This window comes from Salinarchaeum sp. Harcht-Bsk1, from assembly GCF_000403645.1.
In the GTDB taxonomy this organism is placed as follows: Archaea; Halobacteriota; Halobacteria; order Halobacteriales; family Salinarchaeaceae; genus Salinarchaeum.
The window spans coordinates 1,596,942-1,611,589 of sequence record NC_021313.1; the positions used below are offsets into that span (position 1 = coordinate 1,596,942).

Annotated in this window: 11 protein-coding genes; 4 read left to right on the forward strand and 7 right to left on the reverse strand. The window is 69.3% G+C overall.

Going from position 1 to position 14,648, the window contains the following annotated elements; all coding sequences use genetic code 11:
* Nucleotides 1–44: 44 nt before the first annotated feature.
* The 4 genes from L593_RS07260 to thiC form a co-directional block, all read right to left on the reverse strand.
* Nucleotides 45–1,406: a PGF-CTERM protein-sorting signal gene (locus L593_RS07260; protein WP_020446295.1), complete on the reverse strand. Its 1,362-nt coding sequence runs from the start codon at nucleotides 1,404–1,406 to the stop codon at nucleotides 45–47.
* A 212-nt stretch (nucleotides 1,407–1,618) separates the two neighbouring features.
* Nucleotides 1,619–3,748 (reverse strand): hypothetical protein, encoded by a 2,130-nt coding sequence (locus L593_RS07265; RefSeq protein WP_020446296.1) that lies wholly within the window; start codon nucleotides 3,746–3,748, stop codon nucleotides 1,619–1,621.
* Between the two features lie 191 nt (nucleotides 3,749–3,939).
* Nucleotides 3,940–7,218, reverse strand: a complete 3,279-nt coding sequence (gene ileS, locus L593_RS07270; protein ID WP_020446297.1) for an isoleucine--tRNA ligase — start codon at nucleotides 7,216–7,218, stop codon at nucleotides 3,940–3,942.
* A gap of 669 nt (nucleotides 7,219–7,887) precedes the next feature.
* Nucleotides 7,888–9,339 (reverse strand): phosphomethylpyrimidine synthase ThiC, encoded by a 1,452-nt coding sequence (gene thiC / locus L593_RS07275; RefSeq protein ID WP_020446298.1) that lies wholly within the window; start codon nucleotides 9,337–9,339, stop codon nucleotides 7,888–7,890.
* A gap of 90 nt (nucleotides 9,340–9,429) precedes the next feature.
* Here thiC and L593_RS07280 point away from each other — a divergent pair, with 90 nt between their 5' ends.
* The 3 genes from L593_RS07280 to L593_RS16280 all read left to right on the forward strand — a co-directional run bounded on the left by L593_RS07280 (nucleotide 9,430) and on the right by L593_RS16280 (nucleotide 10,371).
* Entirely contained in the window at nucleotides 9,430–9,750 is a 321-nt protein-coding gene (locus L593_RS07280) for a hypothetical protein (protein WP_020446299.1), read from the forward strand.
* 129 nt (nucleotides 9,751–9,879) lie between these two features.
* Nucleotides 9,880–10,140, forward strand: coding sequence for a hypothetical protein (locus L593_RS16275; RefSeq protein ID WP_236608604.1), 261 nt, complete (start codon nucleotides 9,880–9,882; stop codon nucleotides 10,138–10,140).
* A 12-nt stretch (nucleotides 10,141–10,152) separates the two neighbouring features.
* Nucleotides 10,153–10,371 (forward strand): hypothetical protein, encoded by a 219-nt coding sequence (locus L593_RS16280; protein WP_236608605.1) that lies wholly within the window; start codon nucleotides 10,153–10,155, stop codon nucleotides 10,369–10,371.
* A gap of 39 nt (nucleotides 10,372–10,410) precedes the next feature.
* Here L593_RS16280 and L593_RS07290 read toward each other — a convergent pair whose 3' ends face one another.
* Nucleotides 10,411–11,157, reverse strand: a complete 747-nt coding sequence (locus L593_RS07290) for a TrmB family transcriptional regulator sugar-binding domain-containing protein (protein ID WP_020446300.1) — start codon at nucleotides 11,155–11,157, stop codon at nucleotides 10,411–10,413.
* A gap of 807 nt (nucleotides 11,158–11,964) precedes the next feature.
* Between L593_RS07290 and L593_RS07295 the strand changes: the two genes are divergently transcribed.
* Nucleotides 11,965–12,273, forward strand: coding sequence for a hypothetical protein (locus L593_RS07295; protein WP_020446301.1), 309 nt, complete (start codon nucleotides 11,965–11,967; stop codon nucleotides 12,271–12,273).
* 102 nt (nucleotides 12,274–12,375) lie between these two features.
* On the opposite strand, the gene L593_RS07300 is transcribed toward L593_RS07295, so the two are convergent.
* Nucleotides 12,376–13,308, reverse strand: coding sequence for a VOC family protein (locus tag L593_RS07300; RefSeq protein WP_020446302.1), 933 nt, complete (start codon nucleotides 13,306–13,308; stop codon nucleotides 12,376–12,378).
* 66 nt (nucleotides 13,309–13,374) lie between these two features.
* Entirely contained in the window at nucleotides 13,375–14,580 is a 1,206-nt protein-coding gene (locus L593_RS07305; protein WP_020446303.1) for a mandelate racemase/muconate lactonizing enzyme family protein, read from the reverse strand.
* Between the last annotated feature and the right edge of the window lie 68 nt (nucleotides 14,581–14,648).

Below are 14,648 nucleotides of genomic sequence, written 5' to 3' on the forward strand. Positions count from 1 at the left end.
GACGCTCGCGCCCACCGCGGGCGTCGCCGCCAGCCGCTCGTCGCTCAGCGATGCCGAGGCGCGGCGCGATCGATCGCGACGTCGCCGACCCGGTCGGCGGTCGTCCAGCCCGACTGGTCGGCGTCGAGTGGGCTCCCGGCGGCCTCGCAGTCAGCCGGCGAGACGTCGAACGTCGCGGCGTGGGTGCTCGCACTCCAGGGACGCGGCGTCGTCGGCGTCTCGGTGTAGGCGATCGCCGCCGCGCGAGCCGCCGGACCGCCCGCGCGCTCGACGGCGTCGGCGAAGGCAGTCGCGTCGAAGGGCGCGGGAGCGGCCGCGTTCCACGTCCGGAGGACGGCCTGGAACGTCGTCTCACCGCCGGAGGCCGCGCGGATCCGCCGGTCGAGCGCCGCCACGACGAGCGCGCCGGTCCGGTACTGCGCGTCGTCGGCCCAGGTCGACGGATCGGCGAGGACGACCTCGGGCGAGTCCTCCCCGACCCCGCGCTCCAGGACCTGTCGGTAGGTCGGGAAGTCGATCGCGCCGCGCTCGAAGGCCTGCGTGAGGGCGTAGTACTCGGCGGTGGCCTCGAGGAGCCACTCGGTCGCGGCCGTGGTCGCCGTTCGATCCTGCCGGGTGTGGACGTACTCGTGGACCCAGATGTTCGTCGGCGCGGCGAGCGCGGCGTCGTCGTTGACGCGGGCGTCCGGACCGAGGGAGAGCCCGCGGTGGGCCCAGCACGCGCCGTCGGTCGGCGCGACGAACACCGTGACGAGGTCGCTCCGGCCGCCGACATCGAGGTGCTCGCTCGCCGCGGCGAGCGAGTCGAGGATCCGGTCGGGAGCGGTCGAGGGCGTCGCAGCAGCGGGAACGACGAGCCGCACGGTCTCGGCGTCAACCCGCCGTTTCGCGATCGCGTGCTCGCCCAGACAGACGAACTGCTCGCCGGCGATGCCGACGCCCCGAACGGCCGCGCGGCGGTCGATCCGTGGCTCGGTGCCACGGTAGCGCCAGCGCGTGTGCGTCCGCGGCCGCAAGCAGAGCGCCCAGTCGTCGGTGCCGGCGCCGTAGGTCGACGGATCGTCGGCGGTGAGCGGCTGGCGGCAGATCACCGTCGCGCGGTCGCCCGAGCCGTCCCACTCGAAGGCGGGGCCGTCGACGCTCCCCTGCCAGGTGTAGCCGCCGACGTCGGAGCGGTCGAACCCGTCGGTCGCGACCACGGAGACCGTCGGCCGCTCGATCCAGAACGCGAGTTTCGAGACTGCGTCTGGGATCTCGTAGACGATCGCGACGTCCACTGCACCGTCGACGTCGCCGTCGCGGTAGACGACCCGCTCGACGACCCGGGGCACCGCGTCGCCCACGGACTCGGTCCCCGCGGCCGCCGGTCGGGCGATCGCTCGACCGGGGCCGGATCGCCCTGCCATGGGCCACGGCTTCGGTCGATTTTCGCATTGTAATGGAGCGCATGCGATCGGGTACGCTGTTGCTATGCGCTGTCGCCAGACAGTAGGTCACGCGTTCCATCGCCAGCAGGGCTGGCAGTCCTCTCGACCGTCGGCAACGGACGCGGTGTAGCACTTCGGGCGTTCTGTGGCGTTCCGGGGCGACGTACAGCAGCCGTCGCGAGAGCCCCGGGTTACCGGCTCCGGGCGAACAGGAGGAGAGTGGCGCCCGCCAGCAGTGCGATCAGACCGGTGGCGAGCGCGACAGGGGGAATCTCGTCGATCGACTCCAGCACGCTCCCCTCCTGAACGTCGAGCTGGATGGTGAGCGATCCCGCGGACACGTTGTGCCGACCGGCTCGGTCGAACCCGGTCGAGATCTCGACCGTGCGATTGGCACCGGGCGTCAGCTGCACGCGCTCGGTGCCGACGGGCTCGCCGTCGGCGAAGACGGTGACGTTCCCGTCGGCCGGTCTGCTCGTCGGGTTCGACACTGACATCCTGACGTCGACGGCGTCGCCGGTCGAGGGCGACCTGGGGCTCACCCGGAGTGACGTCACGACGGGATCGGCGGGCTCGCGAACCCGGACCGTGCGCGAGACGTCACCGACGACGATCCGAACGTCGCCAGCCGTTCCGAAACGGTGGGAGAGGGAGACGGTCGTCGTCTCGCCCGGTTCGAGACTGCCGGACGAGACTGCCCGCTCGCTGCCACCGACGAACAACGTCGACCGGTACTGGCCGGAAACGTTGCCGACGTTCGCGACCTCGACCTCCGCCGCGACGGCCTCGCCCACGACGGTCGTCTCGGGCAGTTCGCCGTCGCGGTAGGGACCGATCACGGACAGCGCCGGCTCCGAGACCACGCGATAGTCGAAGCGGGGAAGGTCGCTGCCAAAGAGCCGGCTGTGAGTCGTCCGGTCCCAGGTCGAGGGCGTGGCATCGGTCCGGGTGTAGGCGCTGACGAACTCGCGGACCGACTCGTCGCCGAGCCGTTCGGCCGCTGCTTCGAGGTCGTCGGCTCTGAACGTCTCCGCGCTGTTCCAGTCCGACATGATCGACTGGAAGGTCTCCGAGCCGTTGCTCGCAACGCGGAGTTCGCGATCGATCGCCCCGACGACGAGCGCCCCTTTCTCGTACTCGGCGTCGGTGTCCGCCCAGGTCGATCGGTCCGTGAGGACGGCGTCGGTCGCGGGCCGCATGGTGCCCCGTTCGAGCACGTTCCGGAAGGTCGCGTAGTCGATCCGCCCCTCCTCGAGACTCAGCAGCGCGGCGTAGTAGTCCGCGCTTCCCTCGACGAGCCAGTGGGCGTCGTCAGCGACGGCGTCGCCGTCGACAGTGTCGGCGTCGCGGTACTGCCGCGTGTGGACGTACTCGTGGACCCAGACGTTGACGGCCGCGTCGACGGGCTGGTCTGCCGCAACGCGGGTGTCCGCGCCGATCGCGAGCCCCGGCGGCCCCCAGTCGAACTCGCCGGTCGGTGCCGCGATCAGCACGACCTCCTGGTTGCGATTACCGAAGCGAAGACGATCGCTCGCGTACGCGACGGAGTCGAGGATCTCCGTGGGCGCCGAGGCCGGGTCGGCAGCGTCGGGCACGACGAGCGTGAGAACCTCGCCGCCGACGGTCCGGGATCGCGTCGAATGCGGCCCGAGGAAGGCGAACCGCTTCCCAGCGTATCCCTCGCCGGCCGTGGTGAGCCGGTACTCGAGCCCGGGGTTCTCGAAGCGGTAGTTCCACTGGGTGCTCGTCTGGGGACGCGTGACGATCGCCCACTCGCCCGTCCCGCCGACGAAGCGCTGATCTGGGCCCTCTGCCCGGAAGCTTTCGGTGACGGGGTGCCGGATCGTGACCGTCCCGCCGCCGCCCGACTCGTCCCACTCGAAGGTCCCGTCGTTTCGGGTGAACCCGTCGGTACCCACGACGTCGTACTGCCCCTGTGCGATCGAGAACGTGAGCGAACCGACCTCGTCGGGAATCTCGTAGGTGATCCGGGCCTCGACGGTGTCCGGCTGTGCGGGCAGCAGGTCGTACTCGACCCGCTCGACGATCGGATCCGACGACTGCGCTGCGCTGGCGTTCGCGATCGAGGTGCTCTCGCCCACCTCGCTCGTCGACAGTGCGCCACCCGCATCGAGGCTCGACGCGGTCGCGGCGTCGGACGCTGGCCGAACCGGCGTCGGCGGGCCGGCGTCGGGTCCACCGGCGATGCCGGCGACTGGAGCGCCGGCCGTCGTGCCGACGGCCAGCCCACCGACCAGCGCCATCGTCAGGAGACAGAGGGCTAACAAGCGCCTATCGAGGGACTCGGCGCGCCGCTGCATTCGTCGTGTCTGGGTAGGCGACGGCTATAACCGCACCGCCACCACCTTTTTGCCTCCCACCGTTTTCGAGGAGCGGTCTCCTCGGTCGCTTCGCTCCCTCCGTCGACCGCTCTCCAAAAACGTGGGCGAAAAAACCGCACCGCATCCCAGTGGTGGCGACGTCGCTGCAATCAGACGGGCGTGTGAGTGGGCTACTCCGCCGCCCCAGCCGCCAGCGGCGCGATCGCGATTTCGACCGTCACACCCTCGACCTCCCACTCCTTCCGGTGGCCGTCCTCGACGACACCGGTCGAGTCCGCGCGAACTTCCTCGGCGATCAGGTCGTCGTGGTCGGCGACCAGGTCCGCCACGCGGTCGTCCGCGATCGCGTACTCGAGCCGGATCGGCTCCTCGACGTCGAGTTCCATCTCTTTCCGCATCTCCTGCACCCGGCGGATGACCTCGCGAGCGTAGCCCTCGCTCTCGATGTCGTCGTCGAGCGTGGTGTCGACGTAGACGACGCCGAGCTCCTCGCCCTCGTCGACGATCGGCGTGCCGGAGACGTCGTCGGGGGACTCGGTGACGGGGTCGATCATCGCCTCGGTGAGTTCGTCGGCGGACTCGAGGACGTCGCCGGCGACGAGCGCGTCGGCGAAGGCGTCGACGGTCGGCTCCTCGACGCGGGCCTCGTTGAGCGCCGTCATGACCTCGTGGGCGCGGTCGCCGAAGGCGGGACCGAGTTCGCCCATGTCGGCGTCGGCGCTGTACTGGAGTTCGCCCCACTCGGTTTCGGCGTCGAGCAGTTCGATCTCGCGAGCGTTGAGGCGGTCGGCGAGCAGGTTTCGGTGGCGGTCGATGGCGTCGTACACCGCGGCGTCGTCCGGCGCGACGACCACGCGGCTGACCGGCCAGCGAAGCTTGCGCTCGGCCTGCTGTCGGGCGTTCGAGCCAGCCTCCTCGACCTCGCGGAGGACGTCGAGGTCCGCTTCGAGCTGCTCGTCGACCCAGCGCTCCGCGGGTTCGGGGTAGTCGAGCATGTGGACCGTCGGGTGGCCCTCGTCGCCGGTGAGCTGGTCGTAGATCTCGTCGGTGAGGTAAGGTGCGAACGGGGCGAGCATCGCGACGACCTGGTGGAGCGCGTAGGTCAGCGTCTCGTAGGCCGCCTGCTTCTCCGGGCTGTCGGCCTCGTCCCACATCCGCTCGCGGACGACCTGGACGTAGAACCGCGAGAGGTCCTCGACGACGAACTCGCGGACGGCCTCGACGGCCTCGTCCTGCCGGAAGTCGTCCCAGGCGGCCTGGGCGTCCGCGGCGGTCGACTGGAGGCGGGCGAGCAGCCAGCGATCGATCGTGGTGAGCGCGCCCTGCTCATCGAGGTCGGCGAGCGCGTCGAGGTCGTAGCTCGCGGGGTCGTAGCCGTCGAGTTCCATGTACGGCAGCGGGAACCGGAACACGTTCCAGAGGATGTTGAGGTCCCGCTGCATCGTCTCGGTCCCCTCCCAGGAGAAGCGCATGTCCTCGCCCTGCGGATTGACCGAGAGCAGGAACATCCGCATCGGGTCGGCGCCGTGCTTCTCGATGACCTCGCCGGGCTCGACGGTGATCCCCTTGGACTTGCTCATGCCGCGGCCGTCGGGCATGTTCGCGTAGCCGTGCATCAGCACCTCCTCGTAGGGGATCTCGCCGAGGGCGGCGGTGCCCATCCCCAGCTGTGACCAGAACCAGCCCCGCGTCTGGTCGTGGGCCTCCATGATGAGGTCGGCGGGCCAGAGTTCCTCGAACGCCTCCGTGTTGGAGGGGTAGCCGATGGTGCCCCAGGTCGCGACCGAGGAGTCGAGCCAGACGTCGAACACGTCGGGGACGCGCTCGTAGGTCGTGCCATTTTCGGTGATGGTGAGGTCGTCGACGGTGCCCTTGTGGAGGTCGACGGTCTCGGGGTCGACGTCCTGGTCGACGCGCTCGGCGAGTTCCTCGCGGTCGCCGATCACGATCGCGTCGTCCATCGACCCGTTCCAGTCGTCGCCGCCGTCTCGCGGGCTCTGCCCGCTCGACTCGTCCGAGGCGCTTCGCGCCTCGCTCGGCAGCCAGATCGGGATCGGGATGCCCCAGTAGCGCTGCCGGGAGACGTTCCAGTCCGGCGCCTCCTCCACGAAGTCCCGGAAGCGGTTATCCCGGGCCCACTGGGGATGCCACTCGCTGTCCTCGATGTTGTCGAGGAGTTCGTCCTTGATGTCCGTGATCGTGATGAACCACTGGTCGGTGACGATCTGGAGGATGCCGGTGTCACACCGCCAGCAGTGGCCGTAGCTGTGGGTGGTCGTACCGTGCGCGAGCAGGGCGCCGTCGTCCTGGAGGTCCGCGACGATGTCCGCGTCAGCGTCCTTGACGAACTCGCCGGCATACTCCCCCGCGGCCGATCCGTAGACGCCGTCGCCGCCGACGGGACAGAAGATGTCGAGGCCGAGTTCGCGGCCGCGCTCGAAGTCCTCCTCACCGTGGCCCGGCGCGGAGTGGACGAGGCCGGTCCGGTCGACCTCGACGTAGTCCGCGGCGTAGACCTGCAGCGCGTCCTCGCCGCTGGGGTGGTCGGGCACCTCGTCGTCGAGGGGATGCTCGTACTCCCAGCCGAGCATGTCCTCGCCAGACAGGGTCTTCGCGACCTCGTAGTCGTCGTAGCGACCCTCCTTGAGGACCTCCTCGACGCAGTCTTCGGCGACGTAGAGGCGCTCCTCCTCACCGTCCTTCGTCGCGTCGACGGCGGCGTACTCCACCTCCGGATCGACGGCGACGAAGGTGTTCGCCGGGATCGTCCACGGCGTCGTCGTCCAGATGACGAGGCTGCCCTCGCGGTCGCTGAGGTCGAACTTCACGTAGATCGAGGGGTCCTCGACCTGCTCGTACTCGACCTCGTTGTTGGCGATCGCGGTCTCACACCGGGGACACTGCGAGATGGAGCGCTGGCCCTGCTCGACGAGGCCGCGCTCGTTGGCGCGTGAAAAGCCCCACCAGGCGGCCTCCATGTACTCCGGATCGACCGTCTTGTACGGGTCGTCCCAGTCCATCCAGACGCCGAAGGACTGGAAGTCCTCCTGGAGGCCGTCGAGTTGCTCCTCGGCGAAGGCCTTGCACTCCTCGATGAACGCCTCCTCGCCGAAGTTCTCGATGTCCTTCTTGTTCTCGAAGTCCAGCTTCTCCTCGACCTTCGTCTCGATCGGCAGCCCGTGCATGTCGTAGCCCGGCCGGTCCGTCACGTCGTAGCCGGACATCCGCAAGTAGCGGATGTAGGCGTCCTTCAGCGTCTTGTTCCAGGTCGTGCCCATGTGGGCCGCCCCGGAGGTGTACGGCGGACCGTCGACGAAGAAGAAGTCCTCGCCGTCGGCGCGGTGCTCGACCGTTCGTTCGTAGGCGTTTCGTTCGTCCCAGCGATCCGCCACGCGATCCTCGACCGCGTGGGGATCGTACTGGTCGGAGAGGTCCTCGGCGTCGCTCATACGGGTACGGTGCCCCTCCGGGGATAAAGGACAATCGGAGTGTTGGTGGAGAGTGGCATGGAGATGAGGTGGGTACGGTCGGTTGGGGTTGCGACCGCATCAGCAGCCGCCTTCGGAAGCCCCCTCCCGCTCGCGGCACCTCACTCGTTGCGCTCCTCGCTCGCAATCGCTCGCTGTGGTGCTTACGTCGTGACGTGCCGCGAGCGGTCGGCCTCTTCCGGAGCCCCACCCGGAGAATATGTCGGATCTCCCGATACCTCGGCGGGGTGCAGTGGCGCGCGTTTCGCGGCGGACCGGAGGTCCGTCGCGTAGCGTGCGAGGGACGACCGAGCGTAGTCCTCGTGAGCGAAGCGAACGAGGGCCCGGAAGTCGCAGCCCGCGAGCGAAGCGAGCAGGAACGTCTTGCGGCGCGAGGGAGGAGGTTGGGGAGGACTGAGGTGCGGTTGCGGGGGGACTTCGAAAGGGGCCGGGCGTTGACGGGCTACGCCCGTCTGCTCGGGAGAGCTTCGCTCTCCCGGCGGTTGGTCGTTCCCGGGCGACGTAAGCACCGCAGGCGAGCGTCGCGAAGCCGAGGAGGCAGTGAGCCCCGGAATGTCGAGCGTCCGGGGGCTTTCGGGGATCCGAAAGCCGAGGAGTCAACCCAGTGAATACTGGAACCGAACTCGAATCTCAGTCGTCAGCGGGCTCCTCGGGGTGCACGCCCTCAGAATCCACGAACTCGGGCAGATCGGGAACGGAACTCGTGTCGTGGGTCCCCGCAGGCGGCAGATTCACCTCCGCAGCGGCAGAGGCGTCCAGATCGGTCCGATTCTCGATCGCGTCCATCTCCCCGTCCGCGACGTCCCGCGCGTCCTGATCGATCCGCATCGAGCAGAACTCGACGCCGCACATCGAGCAGAAGCGCGCTTCCTTGTAGTTGTCACCGGGCAATGTCTGGTCGTGGTAGTCCTGCGCGCGCTTCGGGTCGAGGGCGAGGTCGAACTGCCGGCGCCAGTCGAACTCGTAGCGGGCCTCCGAGAGGGCGTCGTCCCAGTCTCTGGCACCAGGAAGCCCGTTCGCGACGTCCGCCGCGTGCGCGGCGATCCGATACGCCGCGAGCCCCTCGCGGACGTCCTCCTCGTCGGGCAATCCGAGGTGCTCCTTCGGCGTGACGTAGCAGAGCATTGCCGCGCCGGCCCGCCCCGCTTCCGTCGCGCCGATAGCACTCGTGACGTGGTCGTATCCCGGCGCGACGTCGGTGACCAGCGGGCCGAGGACGTAGAACGGCGCGCCGTCGCAGACCTCCTGCTGGCGCTCGACGTTGTCGGCGATCTCGTGCATCGGGACGTGGCCGGGGCCCTCGACCATCACTTGCACGCCGTGGTCCCACGCCGTCCGCGTGAGCTCGCCGAGCGTCTCCAGCTCCGCGAACTGCGCCTCGTCGCTGGCGTCGGCCAAACTGCCTGGCCGCAGCCCGTCTCCGAGCGAGAACGTCACGTCGTGCTCGGCGAAAATCTCGCAAATCTCCTCGAACTTCGCGTAGAGCGGATTCTGCATCCCGTTCTCCTCGATCCACTGCGCGAGGATCGAGCCGCCGCGCGAGACGATCCCGGTCGTGCGGCCGTCGGTGAGCGGGAGGTGCTCCATCAGCACGCCCGCGTGGATCGTCATGTAGTCGACGCCCTGCTCGGCGTGCTTCTCGATCACGTCGAGGAGGAGTTCGTGGGTCATCTCCTCGGGACTGCCGGCCTCCTTTACCGCCTCGTAGATCGGAACGGTCCCGACGGGCACCGGTGAGTACTCGACGTTCGTCTCGCGGATCTCGTCGAGGTTGGAGCCGGTCGAGAGGTCCATCACCGTGTCCGCACCGTAGTGGACGGCGGTGTGGAGCTTGCGGAGTTCGCCCTGGAGGTCGCTCGTCGTCTCCGAGTTCCCGATGTTGGCGTTGACCTTCGTCGAAAATTCGCGGCCGATGATCATCGGGTCGAGCGAGTCGTGGCCGTGGTTGCTCGGGATGACGGCCTGGCCCTCGGCGACCTGCTCGCGGACGAACTCGGGATCGCGGTTCTCGCGCTCGGCGACGCGCTCCATCGCCGGTGTACTCTCGCCGTCGCGGGCACGCTGCAGCTGGGTTCGGGGCATGAATCACTAGGTTGTATTACTAGGTGATAAACCTGATTCTCCGGTGCTGTCGTCACGTTTACCCGACCGGACCGTGGGCAGACGGACAACGTGTCCCTCCAGACCGTCTTCGATCGCCACAGGTTCGGGTTGTACTACGGCTCGCTGGTCCTCGTCGGCCTCTCCATCCTCGCCGGCCAGTTCCCGGCACTGCTCGCGGCGTCGAGTCCCAGCGACGTCTCGCCGCTCGCGGCCGTCCTCGCGGTGGGCGGACTCGTTCTCGCGACGACCAGCGCCTGGGAAGCGCTCCACAGCGACCGCGCGGAGTGGGAGGCCGATCAGGACGAAGGACGGATCCTCGTCGCGGTGACCATCGGCTTCGGGGCGCTGGTCGCCGGCGTGTTCGTCTACGTTCTTCTCACGGGCGTCTGAGCGGGACAGCGAAGCGGCCTGGCTCTCGCGTCTCACGGTATCGACGTCGTTCGGAGGACCGCCGGAGCAGCGCTGCACGTCTGGTTCGCGCCTCCTAACAATTGCCCTCCCAACCCGGTGTTCGAGCACATGGCATACGACGGTCTGCGGCCGCTCGCGGACTTCGGCACGCGATCGCTGGTGACCCACGCGATCATGGTCGTGACGCTGCTCGGCGCGGTCGTCTCGGCGTTCGTCCTCGAGGGCGAGGTCGGGCTCGTCTCGTTCGTCGCGTTCGTGAACTTCACCGCAGGCGTCTGGATCTGCCAGTCGATCCACTCGCTGGGCAACGCCTACGCAGGCGGCGAGTACCAGGGCGTCATCCAGACGTTGCGGGAGCGGGGGCGCTGAGGTGGGTCGATCATGAGCGACGAACCCGCTTTCGACGTCGGCCGCCTCGCCCGGATCCTGACGCTCATCGCCGTCGTCACGGCGATCTTTCTGCTGACTGCGTCCTGGCAGCTGGAGGGGGCGACCTTGCAGGTCGGCGCCGTCGCGATCGGTGCCGTCGCGGTGGTCACGGCGATCACTGGCTTCCTGATCGCCGGCGGAGCCGCCTACGACGAAGCCCAGCGACTGTAAGCGAGCGCGGCACGGTCAGCGTGGACGCCGTACGCCGTCTCACATCGCCCGGAGCGTCCCCGAAACCGCCTTGACGTCTTCGAGATAGGCACCTGGACCGCCGACGGTGGTCCGTCCGGTGTCGGTCCGCAACACCAGGGTGCTCTGGAGCGACACCGCGCTATCGGCCGGTGAGAGCAGGGCCTGCGTGGCGTCGATGACCGGCCCTTCGATCTCGTCCCGGTCCTCCGACGGGACAGGTTCGACGGTCGCGACGATCGGCGTCGCCTGCCGGAGGTGAACGGCCGCGTCGATCACCAGCCCGCGAACGTCGTCCGAGGAGACCGGCAGCGCCGGCGGCTCGGGGCTGTGCGTCTCGACGCCAGCCCGCCAGTAGTTGCCCACCAGGTGGCCGTAGAGTGCGTACGCGATGTCGCGGTTGTGGACGATCGACGCGCGGAGGGCCGGATCGTCCGCGACCAGGAGTTCTGGATCCCCGTACAGCCCGTGGAGGTCGTCGACGACGCAGTACATCGGAACGATGCGTTCGGTCTGTCTCGCGATCGAGGCGATCGGTTCGAAGTCGGTGACGGGGTCGACCACCGTGTGGCAGTCGTACACCAGGAGTACCACCAGCGCGTCCCGGTCCCGGGCGGCCTCGAGTTCCGGACGGATCGCGTCGAGGTACGCTTCGTGGATCGACACGACTGCCGAGTGCTCCGCCCCGTCGAGGAGCGAACGCACGCGATCCAGGGCGTCCCCGGGATCGGACACGCACGACAGTTCGGTGGACTCCCCGGGGAACATACCCCGCGTAGGGCGGACCGGCCTTTGAACGTACGTACCAGTTGGACAGGGCGGTGAGCGGCCGGTCGGAGTCGCTCGATCCACCGAATCGCCCGGTTCATCGACCGACGTGTGCCGTGTGAACGCGCCCCAATCTATCACAAATTTTAATATTACACCGATAACAGTGATGCATAGCTTCGACGCCTGCGCCGAGCGGGCGTCCGAGGTGTCCCACATGACGACCGTACCCCAGACCCGCTGTGGCCGGCACGCTGCCATGGCAGCCGCAGGCACGCCACTATTTGCCGGCGGGTATGCTGGGGCAGTCGTCCCAACCGGGGTCGCATCTCACAAGGGTGCTGCGCCGGCTATTCACTCGGGGAATCTTGCCCCGATTGCCTGGCACACCCATCTTCGGTCCCGCAATCGCGTCGCCACGGTCGTCACGCCCGCGGCGTGACGGGACCCACGTTCGCCCCGGAGCGGGCGAGCGCTGACGACTTCTCCGCGTCGGTCCGACCGACCAGCCGCCGAGTCCCATAGTCCGCTCGGCAGCCACCCATTCGGTCCTCGCCGACGCGCGTCGCCACTCCCGAGCCAGCGGTCCGTGCTGGGCCCTCCGGCCCAGCCGGTCGGTCGCCGGCCGTTCGTCTGGATCACCTGCGGCCGGTTTGCCGACCGGTGCAACGGGGCCGCACTCCGATGGCGACGCTTCCACGAGCACCCGTTCCGGAGCCGCTCCTGCTTCGCGTCCGGAACTGCCCCTGCTGTTCGGATCCCCGGGCCGTGCCCGGCTGGCGCGCGTTCGACTCGCGCTGGGGGCCTATGGCATGCAGCCAGCAAGCGGTCGACGCACGCGTCGATTGCACGGTCAGAGTAGCGCGCGACGCCGACGGCACGCTCGCCGACGGCGCCGAGACACAGCTCGCCCGCGTCGAGGGCGTCGAGGTCGTCGAACCCGTCGACGTCGCGGGTCTGACGCCACGGCTCAACGACCTCGCAGTCGACGTCCAGGCCAGGGTCCGCGTCGTCGACGAGCGGCGTCGGGACGACGAGCCCCCCGACGAACTCGTCAGACAGCGGCTCGCTGACGGCTTCGGCGTGGACGTCTCGGAGGTGGCAGTGCAACGCTGATCGGGCGACGCGGCAGGATGTAAGCCGAGAGGGCGACGGATCGGGGTTTTCGCCAATCGATCGGCGCAGCGGGATTCCCACGAGCGAGCGGCGGCGACGTGGTTACTCCCCGGTCGGTGCTGCGATCGCACCGTCGACGCGGAGGCGAACGACGACGCCGTCGGGATCGGACGCGACGACGAGGCCGGACGCCGTCGCCTCCCCGTCACCGAATCGATCGACGGCGACTCCTGACGCTTCGAGCCGATCGGCCGCGGCGTCGAGCGCCGCGTCGTCGGGCACGACCACCTCGAACCACCCGAGTCCGGGCGAATCCGGACTCGCGGGCGCCGAGCGGCGGCGCCAGGTGTTCGCGCCGACGTGGTGGTGGTAGTCGCCCGCCGCGAGGAACAGCGCCTGCTCGCCCATGCGCTGCCGGAGATTCGTGCCGAGCGCGTCGGCGTAGAAGTCGTTCGTCGCGTCGAGGTCGGTCACCTCCAGGTGGACGTGGCCGATCGTCGTGCCGGCAGGCAGCGGCGCGTCGGCGGGGTCGTCGCCGGCGAGCGCGACCAGCGCGTCGAGGTCCAGCGGGTCGGTCACCATCTCGACCCGGCCGTCGGGTGCGAGCGGCCACTCCGCCTTCGGGCGATCTGCGTAGAGTTCGAGGCCGTTTCCCTCGGGATCGCGCAGGTAGACCGCCTCGCTGACGCCGTGGTCCGCGGCGCCGTCGAGCAGGTCTCGCTCGCGACAGCGGACGATCGCAGCGCCGAGTGACGGTCGGTTCGGAACGCGGATCGCGACGTGGTAGAGCCCCGCTTCGTCGGGGGATCGCGAGGGTGCGTCGGGGGCTTCCTCGAGGACGAGCAGCGCGTCGCCGCCGGCGCCGAGAACCGCTCGGTCGCCCTCGGGAGCGGGCACGACGTCCGGGACGGCCGCCGGATCGAGTCGCTCGAATCCGAGGACGTCCACGTAGAAGGCCGTCGTATCCGCGAGATCAGCGACGCGAAGGGCGACGCGACCGATGCCGGTCGCAGCGGGGAGGGCGTCGGAGTCCATATCGGACGGAGGGCCCGGACGCGGAAAACCGATCGGGCCGGCGGCCCCACGGACTCGCAATTCCGATCAGGCAGGATCCAGCAGCGTCTCGCCTGCGGCCATGTGCGCCTCCACGGCGTCCAGATCCAGCGTGACGCCGAGCCCGGGCGCCTCGGGTACCGGGATCGCGCCGTCCTCGATGATGCCGTCCTCCTCGACGAAGTCCGCCCAGTGCTCGTCGTCGCGGCCGTGGAACTCGATCGCGAGGAACGTCGGGATGGCCGCCGCGACGTGAGCGCCCGCGACGGTCCCCAGCGGCGAGGAGACGTTGTGCATCGCGACGGGGAGGTAGTAGTCGTCGGCCAGCCGCGCGGCGTCGACGGACTCGCGCATGCCGCCGAACTTCGGGACGTCGGGCTGGAGCACGTCGACGGCCTGCTCCTCGATCAACTGGCGGACGCCGAAGGTCCGGTAGCGGTTCTCGCCGGCGCAGATCGTCGTGTCCGTCGCCCGGGTGAGTTCGCGCTGGACGTCGAGGTTTTCGGGCGGCACCACGTCCTCCAGCCACCAGACGTCGTAGGGTTCGATGGCGTTCGCGAGCCGGATCGCGGAGTCGCGGTCGTAGCGCCAGTGGCAGTCGTAGGCGACGTTGACGTCCTCGGGGACCGCCTCGTCGACCGCTTCGACGACCTGGCGGCGGTACTCGACGGCGCGGGAATCGAGCTGGCGGTTTCGCTGGTCGCGCTCGAAGCGGTGGTCCGCGTCGAGGTCGAACTTGAGCGCGTCGAACCCGTCGGCGACGGCTGCCTCGGCGGACCGCGCGTAGGCCTCCGGGGCGTACAGGTCCGCCTCGGCGTCCTTGCCCTCCCCGCGCTGGGCGGCGGTCTGGTGAATGCCGGCGTGGCAGTCGGCGTAGACTCTGGCTTCCTCGCGGTACTGGCCGCCGAGCAGCCGGTGAGCCGGTTCCTCGATCACCTTCCCAGCGAGGTCGTACAGCGCGAGGTCGAGCCCGGAGATCGCCGAGGCCGTGACCCCGGCCTCCGAGCCGAGGTGCTGGCTGGACTCGAAGCACCGATCGACCAGCATATCGACGTCGCGGGGATCCTCGCCGACCAGGCGGTCCGCGAGGTGCTCGACGACGTCGCCGATACCCGGCCCCCAGTAGCACTCGCCATCGCCGACGAGGCCGGCGTCGGTGTAGAGCCGGACGAAGGTCCAGGACCAGTCGGCGTCGACCTGCGTCGTCTGCACGTCCGTGATCTCGACGTCGCTAGCGCGTTCGGCGCCGGTCATGCCGCGTGCGTTTCGGGAGGAGTGGCTTGAAGCTCCGGGCAGCGGAGAAGCGCGGTGTGGGCGGGGAG